This window comes from Pantoea sp. SGAir0175, from assembly GCF_043547855.1.
Window position 1 is genome coordinate 1,870,064 of record NZ_CP028081.1, and the last position, 13,030, is coordinate 1,883,093.

The window sequence follows — 13,030 nt, forward strand, 5'->3', positions numbered from 1 at the left end:
AGGCTGCACCCGTTTCCCTGCGTTTAGAACAGGCTGGATTGCTGTGGCCAGGCGGGGAGCGGGCGCAGCGTCGGCTCCAGCTGTTGCAGCTGCGGCCACAGCGCCTGCAGCAGCGGAAACACCGCGCCCATATCCGGCGTGTGGATGAACAGCAGCGGGTCGCTGTCGTGCTGCCAGTCCGCCAGTTTTTGCTGCCAGACATCAAACAGTGGCAGGCTCTCCTCCACGCTGTCGCTGCCGATAAAGCGCACCATCGGCTGACCGGCAGTGCGCACCGCGTGCGTCGGCACGCGCGGCTTTTGCGCGCGCGCATGCACGGCGGCCGGGCTAAGCGAGGCAGAGGCGTGCACCGGACGGCTGTCGAGAATCACCCGATTAACCCCGCGCTGATGCAGGCCGCGATTCAGCGCGCGCTCGGCCTCGCCTTTAGCAAAAAAGGCCGCATGGCGCACTTCCACGCCATAGTGAAAGCTGCGCGGCAGGCGATCGAGAAACGCCCATAAATCTGTCAGCTGCGCCGGTGAAAAGGCGGCGGGCAGCTGCAGCCAGTACTGGCCGATGCGCTGGCTGAGCGGATCCAGCAGGCGCAGAAATTCATTCACCAGCTCATCGCAGTTCTTCAGCGCCGCTTTGTGACTGATGGTGTCAGGAAATTTAAAGCAGAAGCGAAAGGCGTCGTCAGTCATGTCATACCAGCGCTGCACCACTTCGGGTTTGGGCAGCGCGTAAAGCGTGGTGTTGCCTTCGACGCAGCCGAACAGCCGGGCGTAATCCGCCAGGGTTTCGATACCCAATACTTTCCAGTTGGCGTGCTGCCATTGCGGTAATCCAATACGAAGTGTCAAAACTGCTCCTGCCTGCTGTGGCGCGGAAAATGCGCCGTACGTTACCTGGTTTTGCCACGGTCAGGAACCGATCGCGCGGCAAACGCTGACGATTTGTCCGCTTTGCGCGGGATCTGCTTATCCTGCCTGCCATTTTCCATTATAATAGCCGCCTTTTTTGCGGCAGCATCTCAGAAGGTTACGCGGCCTGATGCTGTCTGGCAGCAGCGGCGAAGTTAAAAGGATACGTTATGCGTACAGAATATTGCGGACAGCTCAATCTGTCTCATGTGGGTCAGCAAGTTACTCTCTGCGGCTGGGTCAATCGCCGTCGCGATCTCGGCAGCCTGATTTTTATCGATATGCGTGACCGCGAAGGCATCGCGCAGGTGTTTTTCGATGCCGATCATCAGCAGGCTTTCCAGCTGGCGTCTGAACTGCGTAATGAATTCTGTATCCAGATCACCGGTACTGTGCGTGCGCGTGAAGAGAAAAACCGCAACAGCGACATGGCCACCGGTGACATCGAAGTGTTCGCCCATGAGCTGAACATCATCAACCGCGCAGAACCGCTGCCGCTGGACTCTAACCAGACCAACAGCGAAGAAGCGCGTCTGACCTATCGCTACCTCGACCTGCGTCGTCCGGAAATGGCGCAGCGTCTGAAAACCCGTGCCAGAATTACCAGCTTCGTGCGCCGCTTTATGGACGGTGAAGGCTTCCTCGACATCGAAACCCCGATGCTGACCAAAGCCACGCCGGAAGGCGCGCGTGACTACCTGGTGCCGAGCCGGGTGCACAAAGGTAAATTCTACGCGCTGCCGCAGTCACCGCAGCTGTTCAAACAGCTGCTGATGATGTCTGGTTTTGACCGCTACTATCAGATCGTCAAATGCTTCCGTGACGAAGACCTGCGTGCAGACCGTCAGCCTGAGTTCACCCAGATCGACGTGGAAACCTCGTTCATGAGCGCTGAGCAGGTGCGCAGCGTGATGGAGCAGATGATCCGTGAACTGTGGCTGGACATCAAAGGCGTCGACCTCGGTGACTTCCCGCAGATGACCTTCGCCGAAGCGATGAACCGTTACGGCTCCGATAAGCCAGACCTGCGTAACCCGATGGAGCTGGTGGACGTTGCTGACCTGCTGAAAAGCGTTGAATTCCAGGTGTTCGCCGGCCCGGCAAACGACCCGAAAGGTCGCGTCGCGGCGCTGCGCGTGCCGGGCGGTGCCGCGCTGACGCGTAAGCAAATCGACGAATACGGCAGCTTTGTCGGCATTTACGGTGCCAAAGGTCTGGCGTGGATGAAGATCAATGCGCGCGCCAGCGGTTTCGACGGTGTGCAGAGCCCGGTGGCCAAATTCCTGACGCCAGAGATCGTTGAAGCTATTCTGCAGCGTACCGACGCGCAGGACGGCGACCTGATCTTCTTCGGCGCCGATCGTGCCAAAGTGGTGGCGGATGCGCTGGGTGCACTGCGCCTGAAAGTGGGCCGTGACCTGCAAATCACCAATGATAAAGCCTGGGCCCCGCTGTGGGTGGTCGACTTCCCAATGTTCGAAGAGGACGACGAGGGCGGCCTGGCGGCGATGCACCATCCGTTCACCTCGCCAAAAGCGCTGACGGCGGAACAGCTGGCGGCCGATCCAACGCAGGCGGTGGCTAACGCCTACGATATGGTGATCAACGGTTATGAAGTGGGCGGCGGTTCGGTGCGTATCCACAGCGGCAATATGCAGCAGACGGTGTTTAGCATTCTGGGCATCAGCGAAGAAGAGCAGCGTGAGAAGTTTGGCTTCCTGCTGGATGCGCTGAAGTTCGGTACCCCGCCGCACGCAGGTCTGGCATTCGGTCTTGACCGTCTGACCATGCTGCTGACCGGCACCGACAATATCCGCGATGTGATTGCGTTCCCGAAAACCACCGCGGCGGCCTGTCTGATGACCGAAGCACCGAGCGAAGCCAATCCGGCGGCGCTGGCGGACCTCGGTATCCAGATCGCGCCGAAGAAAGTCGCTCCAGAGACGAAATAATGGGCTATAAACACCCGGTATCGGTGCTGGTGGTGATTTTTGCGCAAGATACCGGCCGGGTGTTAATGCTGCAGCGGCGCGATGACCCCAGCTTCTGGCAGTCGGTTACCGGCAGCCTGGAGCCGGGCGAAACGCCGGCGCAAACGGCGCAGCGCGAAGTGGCTGAAGAGCTGGCGATTGATATCGCCGCAGAGGGGCTGGTGCTGGAAGATTGCCACAAACAGATTGAGTTTGAGATCTTTCCGCACTATCGCCATCGCTATGCGCCGGGCATCACGCATAACCGGGAACACTGGTTCCGGCTGGCGCTGCCCGCCGAACGCCAGCCACTGCTGAGCGAGCACCTCGCCGCACAGTGGCTGACACCGGCCGCCGCCGCCGCACTAACCCGCTCGTGGAGTAATCGTCAGGCAATCGACGAATTTATCTGAATGCCCGCCACCGCGCGTTTTTCCGGTGGTTTTATCGTTAAATTACAGACATACGGTGTAAGTCGAAAGATTTGCACCGCTAAAATAGAACAGTCAGGCGTCATCGGCGCAGCAAGGTTGTTCACCGCCAGCGCACAGCAACCGGAGCGTACATGAGTACGTGAGGATTGCGCGCACTGCCGGGGAACAAGATTGCCAGCAAGATAGCCTGCACCCTGTTAAAGATCGGAGAATATGTAAGATGGCTGGACATAGTAAATGGGCGAATACGAAGCACCGCAAAGCGGCTCAGGACGCCAAGCGCGGTAAAATCTTCACCAAAATCATTCGCGAGCTGGTGACAGCGGCCAAGCTGGGCGGTGGCGATGCCGGCTCCAACCCGCGTTTGCGCGCAGCGATGGACAAAGCACTGTCCAACAACATGACGCGTGACACCATGAACCGTGCTATCGCGCGCGGCGTCGGCGGTGAAGATGACAGCAACATGGAAACCATCATCTATGAAGGTTACGGTCCGGGCGGCTCTGCGGTCATGGTGGAGTGTTTGAGTGATAACCGTAACCGTACCGTGGGCGAAGTGCGTCACGCCTTCAGCAAAACCGGCGGTAACCTCGGCACCGACGGTTCGGTCTCTTACCTGTTCAGCAAGAAAGGCGTGATCTCCTTCGCACCAGGCCAGGACGAAGATGCCGTGATGGAAGCGGCGCTGGAAGCCGGTGCAGAAGACGTCGTGAGCTATGATGATGGCGCGATTGACGTCTTCACCGCGTGGGAAGAGCTGGGCAGCGTGCGCGATGCACTGGAAGCCACCGGTCTGAAAGCCGACAGTGCTGAAGTGTCGATGATTCCATCAACCAAAGCGGAACTGGATGCCGAGACGGCACCTAAACTGCTGCGTCTGATCGATATGCTGGAAGATTGTGATGATGTGCAGGAAGTTTACCATAACGGTGAAATTTCTGATGAGGTAGCGGAAACGCTGTAATGGCGTTACGCACCCCCCTGCAATACGGAGACGCGCTATGGCGATAATACTCGGGATTGACCCCGGCTCGCGCGTCACCGGCTACGGTGTCATCCGCCAGACCGGCCGCCAGCTCAGCTATCTGGGCAGCGGCTGTATCCGCACTAACGTCACCGATCTGCCTTCCCGCCTCAAACTGATTTACGCTGGCGTCAGCGAAATCATCACCCAGTTCGCGCCGGATTACTTCGCCATTGAGCAGGTGTTTATGGCGAAGAACGCGGATTCGGCGCTCAAGCTGGGGCAGGCGCGTGGCGCGGCGATTGTCGCAGCAGTCAACCTTGATCTGCCGGTGTTTGAGTATGCGGCCCGTCAGGTGAAGCAGACGGTAACCGGCATCGGTAGCGCGGAAAAAAGCCAGGTGCAGCACATGGTGCGCACGCTGCTCAAACTGCCGGCCAATCCGCAGGCGGATGCCGCCGATGCGCTTGCCATCGCCATCACCCATTGCCACGTCAGCCAGAATGCGGCGCGCATGAGCGACAGCAAACTGGTACTGACGCGCGGACGTTTGCGATCCGGTTAGCAAAAGCGTGGCCATTCAATAGGCTGGATATGCATCCAGCCTTTTTTATGATATACATAGCCGACATTTTACCTCCAGCAGGCGCGCGGTTGAGCGCGGTGTGGCAGGAGGCCGATGATTCAGACGCTTACACATACACTAAGGAATTGCTCAGGTGATTGGTCGTTTACGAGGCATTATTCTGGAAAAACAGCCGCCGCTGGTGCTGATTGAGGCGCACGGTGTGGGTTACGAAGTGCACCTGCCAATGACCTGCTTTTACGAGCTGCCGGACATCAACCAGGAAGCAATTATCTTCACCCAGTTTGTGGTGCGGGAAGATGCGCAGCTGCTGTTCGGGTTTAAAAGTAAGCAGGAGCGGGCGCTGTTCCGTGAGCTGATCAAAGTCAACGGCGTCGGGCCCAAACTGGCGCTGGCGATTCTTTCCGGCATGTCAGCGCAGCAGTTTGTCACGGCGGTGGAGCGCGAAGAGATCGCCTCGCTGGTGAAGCTGCCGGGCGTGGGCAAGAAAACCGCTGAGCGTCTGGTGGTTGAGATGAAAGATCGCTTCAAAGGCATGCACGGCGACCTGTTTGGCGGCGACTCGGCGTTTACCCTGACCACGCCGTCGGCACAGCAGGATAACAACGACGCCGAGGCTGAAGCAGTTGCGGCGCTTGTAGCGCTGGGTTATAAACCGCAGGAAGCCAGCCGTATGGTCAGCAAGGTTGGCAAACCAGATGCGGATTGTGAAACCCTGATTCGCGAAGCCCTGCGCGCTGCTATTTGAGGTAATGCATGATTGAAGCCGACCGCCTGGTCTCGGGCAGTTCATTCACTGAGGAAGAGAGCCTCGACCGCGCGATTCGCCCCAAACTGCTGACGGAGTATGTCGGGCAGCCGCAGGTGCGAGAGCAGATGGAGATTTTCATCCAGGCCGCCAAACTGCGCGGCGATGCGCTGGACCACCTGCTGATCTTTGGTCCGCCCGGGCTGGGCAAAACCACGCTGGCCAATATCGTAGCTAATGAGATGGGCGTCAATCTGCGCACCACATCCGGTCCTGTGCTGGAAAAGGCCGGTGACCTGGCGGCGATGCTCACCAACCTTGAACCGCACGACGTCTTGTTTATCGATGAAATTCATCGCCTGTCGCCGGTAGTGGAAGAGGTGCTGTATCCGGCGATGGAAGATTATCAGCTGGATATCATGATCGGTGACGGACCTGCAGCGCGCTCGATCAAACTGGATTTGCCGCCGTTTACCCTGATTGGTGCCACCACCCGCGCAGGCTCGCTCACCTCACCGCTGCGCGATCGCTTTGGGATTGTGCAGCGCCTGGAGTTCTACAATGTGCCGGATCTGCAGCACATCGTCGGACGCAGTGCCGCCTGCCTGGGGCTAACGCTGAGCGAAGAGGGCGCGCTGGAAGTGGCGCGCCGTGCGCGCGGTACGCCGCGTATCGCCAACCGCCTGCTGCGCCGTGTACGTGACTTCGCCGAAGTGCGCGCCAGTGGCAACATGAGTGGCGAAGTCGCCGCCAGCGCACTGGATATGCTCAATGTGGACAATCAGGGCTTCGACTATATGGACCGCAAGCTACTGCTGGCGATTATCGACAAGTTCATGGGCGGTCCGGTGGGGCTGGATAATCTGGCGGCGGCGATTGGTGAGGAGCGTGAAACCATTGAGGACGTTATCGAACCCTTCCTGATCCAGCAGGGCTTTATTCAGCGCACGCCGCGCGGCCGGATGGCCACGCAGCACGCCTATAAGCATTTCGGCATCAGCCGCGAAGAGTAACCGGCGTCACGCCGCCGGTTTTTTTGCCATGCTGATAATGAACAGTACCGCAGCACACAGCACCACCGACGGACCGGCCGGGGTGTCGTAGCTGGCAGAGAAAGTCAGGCCACCGGTGACGGCAATGATGCCGATGAGCACCGCAAAGCCGGCCATCTGTTCTGGCGAACGCGAGAAGCGTCGCGCCGTGGCGGCCGGAATGATCAGCAGTGAAGTAATGATCAGCGCGCCAACAAATTTCATCGCCACACCAATGGTCAGCGCGGTTACCAGCATCAGCATCAGGCGGGTACGCTGAATGTTTACGCCGTCCACCTGCGCCAGCTCCGGACTGATGGTCATCGACAGCAGCGAACGCCATTGCCACGCCATCACCACCAGCACGATTGCCACGCCGCCCGCCATCAGCGACAAATCATCCGGGGTGATCGCCAGCAAATCGCCAAACAGATAGGCCATCAAATCAACGCGCACGCCCTGCATCAGACTGACCACCACCAGACCCAGCGACAGCGCGCTGTGCGCCATAATCCCTAACAGCGTATCGATCGCCAGATGCGGGCGTCGCTCCAGCCACACCAGCCCGAGCGCCAGGCACACTGTCACCAGAATCACCGCATAATAGGGGTTCACGTTGAGCAGCAGACCAAACGCCACGCCGAGCAGAGAGGCGTGGGCGAGGGTATCACCGAAATAGGACATGCGGCGCCAGACGACAAAAGAGCCGAGCGGACCGGCCGCCAGGGCCAGCAATACGCCGCCCAGCCAGCCGGGTAATAACAGTTCAATCATGACGGGCCGTTTCCTTTGCGCAGAACAATGCGTCCCTGTAAATCGTGACGGTGATTATGGTGATGGCGGTAGATCGCCAGCTGCTGTGCGCCGCGCGGGCCAAACATGGCGATAAATTCCGGATGCTGCGAGACGGCTTCCGGCGTGCCGGAACAGCAGATGTGATGGTTGAGGCACAGCACTTCGTCGGTCTTTGCCATCACCAGATGCAGGTCGTGCGACACCATCAGCACGCCGCAGTTGAGCTCGCGTCGCAGTTGATCGATCAAATCGTAGAGCGCCACCTGGCCGTTAACATCCACGCCCTGCGTCGGTTCGTCCAGCACCAGCAGCTGCGGCTGGTTGAGCAGGGCGCGCGCCAGCAGCACGCGCTGCGTTTCACCACCAGACAGTTTTTGCAGCGGTGACTGCAGCAGATGGCCGGCCTGCACCCGCTTCAGCGCCGGCAAAATATCATCACGGCGACTGCCGCGCGTCAGACGCATAAAGCGCTCAACGCTGATCGGCAGCGTCGGATCGATGTGCAGCTTTTGCGGCACATAGCCAATACGCAGCCCCGGCGCGCGGCGGACGCTGCCGCTGTCTGGCGTGAGCAGGCCGAGTACCGTGCGCACCAGCGTGGACTTGCCGGCTCCGTTGGGACCCAGCAGGGTGAGAATTTTGCCCGGCTGCAGCGACAGGCTGATGCCTGCCAGCACCGCACGCTGGCCAAACTTCACCGAAATGTTTTCGAGTGTAACAAGTGACGACATGATATTTACGGGTTGCATTGAATTTCGAATGTTATAATATCACATTCCATCACCTGGTCACGATGGAATGACGCATTATGTTACACAATAAAAAGCGCCTGGCTTTTACCCTTTCTGCGGCGACGTTAAGCCTCGCCACCACGTTTTCCGCGCAGTCTGCGGTGGTGGCTTCAATCAAGCCTCTCGGATTTATCGCAGCCGCCATTGCCGATGGCATTACGCCGGTTGAAGTATTGCTGCCGGACGGTGCCTCAGAGCACGATTATGCCTTACGGCCATCCGATGTAAAACGTATTAAAAACGCTGACTTAGTAGTATGGACCGGTCCGGAGATGGAAGCCTTTCTGACGAAGTCCGCCGGAGAGTTACCAGCCAGTAAAAACCTTGAAATTGCCGCCTTGCCTGGCGTAAAACCGCTATTGATTAGCGGTGGTGAAGATGAGGACGAACATGAGCACGGTCACGATCACGACCATGACTCAGACAATTCTGAGAACCAGGACCCGTCTCATACTCATCATCACCACGGCGAGTTTAATATGCACCTGTGGATGTCGCCGGAGATTGCGAAACAATCTGCTGTTGCAATCCACGGAAAATTATTGGAACTTATGCCGCAAAGCAAAGCCAAACTTGACGCCAACCTGCAGCAGTTTGAGGCACAATTGGCGGACACAGACAAACGGATTGGCGCACAACTCGCGCCGGTACGGAACAAGGGTTATTTCGTTTTTCACGACGCTTACAGCTACTTTGAGAAACATTACGGTTTATCACCATTAGGTCATTTTACCGTCAATCCTGAGATCCAGCCGGGCGCCCAGCGTTTACATCAAATACGAACACAGTTGGTTGAGCAGAAAGCAGTCTGCGTTTTTGCTGAACCACAATTCAGGCCGGCGGTCATCGATGCCGTGTCTCGCGGAACCAGCGTGCGTAAAGGCACCCTCGACCCGTTAGGCATGGGAATCAGCTTAACCAAAGACAGCTACGTGAAATTCCTCTCACAGCTGTCAAGCCAGTATGCGAGCTGCCTGAATGGAGCATAGAGGAATAGGTAAAAGTGCAGCAGATAGCCCGCTCTGTCGCCCTCGCATTTAATAATTTGCCGCGCCCCCACCGCGTTATGCTGGGGTCACTCACCGTTGTTACACTGGCCGTCGCTGTCTGGCGGCCTTACGTCTATCATCCCCGCGATGTTGCGCCCATCGTGAAAGACATCACGCTGGACAAAAACGAGCTGCGCACGCTGCTGCCGGAAGCCAGTGAACCGATCGATCAAACCACGGCGGAACCGGAAGACGAGATCCCGTCGGATGACATTGATAAAGACGTGCCTGTCAATCCCGATCAGCATGATTACACCGTTTCCTCAGGCGATACGCTGAGCAGCGCGCTTAATCAGTACGGTATCGATCTCGGTGACATTAATGCGCTGGTCAGCAGCGACAAGAGTTTGCGTAATCTGCGCGTGGGGCAGCAGCTGAGCTGGACGCTGGATGCCGATGGCGCGCTGCAGGATTTCACCTGGGAGATCGATCGGCGTGAAACCCGCACCTATGCGCGTCAGCCGAACGGCAGCTTTAAGATGCAGCAGGAGATGCAGAAGGGTGAATGGCAGAACAGCGTGCTGAAAGGCGAAGTGCGCGGCAGTTTCGCCGCCAGCGCCCAGCGCGCCGGCCTGACCAGCGCCGAAACCAGCAGCGTGATTAAAGCCATGCAGTGGCAGATGGATTTCCGCAAACTGCGCGCCGGTGACGACTTTAGCGTACTGATGTCGCGCGAGATGCTGGACGGTAAGAGTGCGCAGAGTCAGCTGCTCGGCGTGCGCCTGCGCACCGGCGGTAAAGATTACTACGCGTTCCGCGCGGAAGACGGCAAGTTCTACGACCGCAACGGCTCCGGTCTTGCGCGTGGCTTCATGCGCTTCCCGACGGTGAAACAGTACCGCGTCTCGTCAAACTTCAATCCGCGCCGTCTCAATCCGGTAACCGGCCGCATCGCGCCGCATAAAGGCGTCGATTTTGCGCTGCCGATTGGTACGCCGGTGCTGGCCGTCGGCGATGGCGAAGTGGTGATCGCGAAGAACGGCGGAGCCGCCGGTAACTACGTCGCGATCCGTCACGGTCGTCAGTACATGACCCGCTACATGCATCTGAGCAAAGCGCTGGTGAAACCGGGACAGAAAGTGAAACGCGGCGATCGCATCGCGCTTTCCGGTAACACCGGTCGCTCCACCGGACCGCATCTGCATTATGAAGTGTGGATCAACAACCAGGCGGTCAACCCGCTGACGGCGAAATTGCCGCGCATGGAAGGGCTGACCGGTAAAGATCGCAGCACCTATCTGGCGCAGGTGAAGAGTTATCTGCCACAGCTGACGCTGAAATAACGTTAATTTCCGGGCAAACGCGCAAAAACCGACGGATTCTTCGTCGGTTTTTTGCTATCTGGCCTGTGAAGATTGCAAAATTACCTGCCGTCACTATTATTGAGCCGTCATTGTCAGAGGCGAGTGCATGGAAACCCGAAAAAAAAATAACAGTGAGTTTATTCCCGTTTTTCAACGTTCTTTTTTAAAGCCGAAATACTGGGGCAGCTGGCTGGCGATTGGTGCGCTGGCCGGTATGGCGATGCTGCCGGCCAAGGTGCGTGATCCGGTGCTGGGCGGGCTGGGTAAGTTTGCCGGCAAGCTGGCGAAAAGTGCGCGCCGCCGTGCGCTGATCAATCTCTACTATTGCCTGCCGGAGCTCAGCGAAGCACAGCGCGAAGAGATTGCTGATCGTATGTTTGCCACCGCGCCGCAGGCGATGGTGATGATGGCCGAGCTGGGGATGCGTAATCCTGAACGCGTGCGCCAGCGCGTTGAGTGGCACGGCCGCGAGATCATCACGGCGCTGCAGGAGAATCATGAGAACGTGATTTTCCTCGTGCCACACGGCTGGGGCGTGGATATTCCGGCGATGCTGCTGGCCTCGGAAGGTCAGATGATGGCGGCGATGTTCCACAATCAAAGCGATCCGCTGATGGATTATATCTGGAACACCGTCCGTCGCCGTTTTGGCGGCCGCATGCACGCGCGCAACGACGGCATCAAACCGTTTATCGCCTCGGTGCGTCAGGGCTATTACGGCTACTATCTGCCGGACCAGGACCACGGTGCAGAGCACAGCGAGTTTGTCGATTTCTTTGCTACCTATAAAGCGACATTGCCGGCGGTCGGGCGTCTGATGAAAGTGTGCCGCGCGCGCGTAGTGCCGCTGTTCCCGGTGTATAACAGCGCGACGCACAAGCTGGAGATTTATGTGCGCCCGCCGATGGACGATCTGCTGGATGCCGATGACACCACGCTGGCGCGGCGCATGAACGAAGAGGTGGAAATCTTCGTGCGTCCGCATCCGGAGCAGTACACATGGATTCTCAAACTGCTGAAGACGCGTAAAGAAGGGGATATTGAGCCTTACGCGCGAAAGGATTTATACCCGCGTAAATAGCTAACGCGTGCTGAACCGTGCCGCCCGGCACGGTTCATCATCACTTATTCTACGCTCGTCAGGCGACTGCGCCGCTTGCGCTCGCGCAGGAACAGCGTCACCAGGCCAAACCACAACACGCCGGCGACGAAGTTGATCGCGCTGAACCACGGCGTACCGCCGCTGAAATAACCGCTTTTTGCCACTTCAATCCCTGCCGCCAGCGTCAGAATGCTGATCATCCCCAGCATCGCGGCGATGCTGCCTTTACCTTCGCTGCTGGAATAGAGCGTCAGCCGGTACAGCCCGGCGTTGACCATCCCGGCACCAAACGCATACAGGCTAAGGCCGGCGGTGAGCAGCAGGTAACTGTGGCTGTTGAGCAGGTTCGCCACCAGTGCGATGCTCAGGCCGAGCAGAATCGGCCAGGCGGCAAATTTAACCGGTTGCTCGATGGCCACGCGTCCCGCCAGTTTGCCCAGCGTCAGGTTACCGGCGATCATCGCCAGAAACACCGGTAATTGCAGCAATGCATACTGCAGGCGGGATAAGCCCTCTTCATGCATCAGAATCACCGGCGACAGCGCCACCCAGGTAAGAATCGGGATGAACACCAGGCCGATAGCGAAGGAGCCGTACATCACCTGCTTATCGCGCGCCAGCCGTCCGTAGCCGCGCGCCAGGTTCGGTAACGCAATGGAGTGGCTGCGATCGCCGGCGGTTTCCGGCATGATGCGCCACAGCACCACAAACGCCAGCAGGCTGCAAACCGCAAACAGCCAGAACATACTGCGCCATTCGCCCACCGTGAGCCAGGCGGCACCGGCCAGCGGACCCGCCAGCGGTGCCAGCAGCGCCACGTTAGCCATCAGCGCCATCATGCGCACAGCTAACGCCTCGTCAAACGCCTCCTGCACTGCGGCATAGCTTACTGCGCCAATGAAGCACAGGCTGATGCCCTGGATAAAACGCAGCGTAACGAACTGCTCGATGTTGCTCACCCAGGTGGTGAGAACACAGGCGGCTGCAAAGAACAGAATGCCGAACAGCAACACCGGACGCCGGCCATATTTATCCGACAGCGGACCGAGCAGCCACTGCAGCACCACGCCGCCCATCAGATAGGCAGTGAGTGAGGTGGATACCCATTCCGGGCCGACGTTAAACTCGGCGGTGACCAGCAGCATGCCGGGCTGAATCATGTCATGGGCGATGTAGGTCGCAAACTCAAACAGCACCAGCGCGAGCGGAAACAGCAGCACGCGCCCGGTGAGTTGACTGATGGGTTGATAGCGGGCCATCTGGCCTCCTTGTCAGTGAAAAATAAAACGCGACTGCCAGGCAGTCGCGTTTGTCCATGTTGTTACAGCCGCTGTAAGGAGGTGCGTAAAAC

The 13,030-nt window shown here is 58.5% G+C and carries 13 protein-coding genes; 9 read left to right on the plus strand and 4 right to left on the minus strand.

From position 1 onward, the window contains the following. Window positions 1–23: 23 nt before the first annotated feature. The gene (locus C1N56_RS08570; RefSeq protein WP_058757508.1) at window positions 24–845 is read right to left on the minus strand and encodes a DUF72 domain-containing protein; all 822 of its coding nucleotides are present in this window, start codon (window positions 843–845) and stop codon (window positions 24–26) included. Window positions 846–1,075: 230 nt separating this feature from the next. On the opposite strand from C1N56_RS08570, the gene aspS reads away from it, so the two are divergent. From aspS to ruvB, 6 genes are all read left to right on the plus strand, one after another. Continuing rightward, entirely contained in the window at window positions 1,076–2,857 is a 1,782-nt protein-coding gene (gene aspS, locus C1N56_RS08575) for an aspartate--tRNA ligase (protein WP_394517391.1), read from the plus strand. Then, a complete protein-coding gene (gene nudB, locus C1N56_RS08580; RefSeq protein ID WP_058771222.1) occupies window positions 2,857–3,288 on the plus strand; it encodes a dihydroneopterin triphosphate diphosphatase in 432 nt (143 codons plus the stop codon). The genes aspS and nudB overlap by 1 nt, the downstream gene beginning before the upstream one ends. 241 nt (window positions 3,289–3,529) lie before the next feature. Then, window positions 3,530–4,273: a YebC/PmpR family DNA-binding transcriptional regulator gene (locus C1N56_RS08585; RefSeq protein WP_021509967.1), complete on the plus strand. Its 744-nt coding sequence runs from the start codon at window positions 3,530–3,532 to the stop codon at window positions 4,271–4,273. A 37-nt stretch (window positions 4,274–4,310) separates the two neighbouring features. Then, window positions 4,311–4,838, plus strand: a complete 528-nt coding sequence (ruvC, locus tag C1N56_RS08590) for a crossover junction endodeoxyribonuclease RuvC (protein WP_021509968.1) — start codon at window positions 4,311–4,313, stop codon at window positions 4,836–4,838. Window positions 4,839–4,992: 154 nt separating this feature from the next. Continuing rightward, window positions 4,993–5,607: a Holliday junction branch migration protein RuvA gene (gene ruvA / locus C1N56_RS08595; RefSeq protein ID WP_394517392.1), complete on the plus strand. Its 615-nt coding sequence runs from the start codon at window positions 4,993–4,995 to the stop codon at window positions 5,605–5,607. An 8-nt stretch (window positions 5,608–5,615) separates the two neighbouring features. Beyond that, window positions 5,616–6,620, plus strand: coding sequence for a Holliday junction branch migration DNA helicase RuvB (ruvB, locus tag C1N56_RS08600; protein ID WP_021509970.1), 1,005 nt, complete (start codon window positions 5,616–5,618; stop codon window positions 6,618–6,620). A gap of 6 nt (window positions 6,621–6,626) precedes the next feature. Here the strand turns inward: ruvB and znuB are convergent, their stop codons facing one another. Beyond that, window positions 6,627–7,412, minus strand: coding sequence for a zinc ABC transporter permease subunit ZnuB (gene znuB / locus C1N56_RS08605; protein ID WP_021509971.1), 786 nt, complete (start codon window positions 7,410–7,412; stop codon window positions 6,627–6,629). Beyond that, window positions 7,409–8,164: a zinc ABC transporter ATP-binding protein ZnuC gene (gene znuC, locus C1N56_RS08610; protein WP_058774752.1), complete on the minus strand. Its 756-nt coding sequence runs from the start codon at window positions 8,162–8,164 to the stop codon at window positions 7,409–7,411. Before znuC ends, znuB begins: the two co-directional genes overlap by 4 nt. Before the next feature lie 77 nt (window positions 8,165–8,241). Between znuC and znuA the strand changes: the two genes are divergently transcribed. The 3 genes from znuA to lpxM all read left to right on the plus strand — a co-directional run bounded on the left by znuA (window position 8,242) and on the right by lpxM (window position 11,658). After that, window positions 8,242–9,213: a zinc ABC transporter substrate-binding protein ZnuA gene (gene znuA / locus C1N56_RS08615; RefSeq protein WP_058757511.1), complete on the plus strand. Its 972-nt coding sequence runs from the start codon at window positions 8,242–8,244 to the stop codon at window positions 9,211–9,213. Window positions 9,214–9,227: 14 nt separating this feature from the next. Further along, complete coding sequence (gene mepM / locus C1N56_RS08620; protein WP_031280193.1) at window positions 9,228–10,556, plus strand: murein DD-endopeptidase MepM; 1,329 nt, start codon at window positions 9,228–9,230, stop codon at window positions 10,554–10,556. Between the two features lie 127 nt (window positions 10,557–10,683). Beyond that, on the plus strand, window positions 10,684–11,658 hold the full coding sequence (lpxM, locus tag C1N56_RS08625) for a lauroyl-Kdo(2)-lipid IV(A) myristoyltransferase (RefSeq protein ID WP_058771224.1): 975 nt from the start codon (window positions 10,684–10,686) through the stop codon (window positions 11,656–11,658). 44 nt (window positions 11,659–11,702) lie between these two features. Here the strand turns inward: lpxM and C1N56_RS08630 are convergent, their stop codons facing one another. Next, entirely contained in the window at window positions 11,703–12,938 is a 1,236-nt protein-coding gene (locus tag C1N56_RS08630) for an MFS transporter (RefSeq protein WP_058757513.1), read from the minus strand. Window positions 12,939–13,030 lie beyond the last annotated feature (92 nt).

Excerpts from the sequence above, each read along its gene's own strand:
- aspS (WP_394517391.1), top strand. The coding sequence starts at position 1,076 with ATGCGTACAGAATATTGCGGACAGCTCAATCTGTCTCATGTGGGTCAG.
- nudB (WP_058771222.1), top strand. The coding sequence starts at position 2,857 with ATGGGCTATAAACACCCGGTATCGGTGCTGGTGGTGATTTTTGCGCAA.
- C1N56_RS08585 (WP_021509967.1), top strand. The coding sequence starts at position 3,530 with ATGGCTGGACATAGTAAATGGGCGAATACGAAGCACCGCAAAGCGGCT.
- ruvC (WP_021509968.1), top strand. The coding sequence starts at position 4,311 with ATGGCGATAATACTCGGGATTGACCCCGGCTCGCGCGTCACCGGCTAC.
- ruvB (WP_021509970.1), top strand. The coding sequence starts at position 5,616 with ATGATTGAAGCCGACCGCCTGGTCTCGGGCAGTTCATTCACTGAGGAA.
- znuB (WP_021509971.1), bottom strand. The coding sequence starts at position 7,412 with ATGATTGAACTGTTATTACCCGGCTGGCTGGGCGGCGTATTGCTGGCC.
- znuC (WP_058774752.1), bottom strand. The coding sequence starts at position 8,164 with ATGTCGTCACTTGTTACACTCGAAAACATTTCGGTGAAGTTTGGCCAG.
- znuA (WP_058757511.1), top strand. The coding sequence starts at position 8,242 with ATGTTACACAATAAAAAGCGCCTGGCTTTTACCCTTTCTGCGGCGACG.
- lpxM (WP_058771224.1), top strand. The coding sequence starts at position 10,684 with ATGGAAACCCGAAAAAAAAATAACAGTGAGTTTATTCCCGTTTTTCAA.
- C1N56_RS08630 (WP_058757513.1), bottom strand. The coding sequence starts at position 12,938 with ATGGCCCGCTATCAACCCATCAGTCAACTCACCGGGCGCGTGCTGCTG.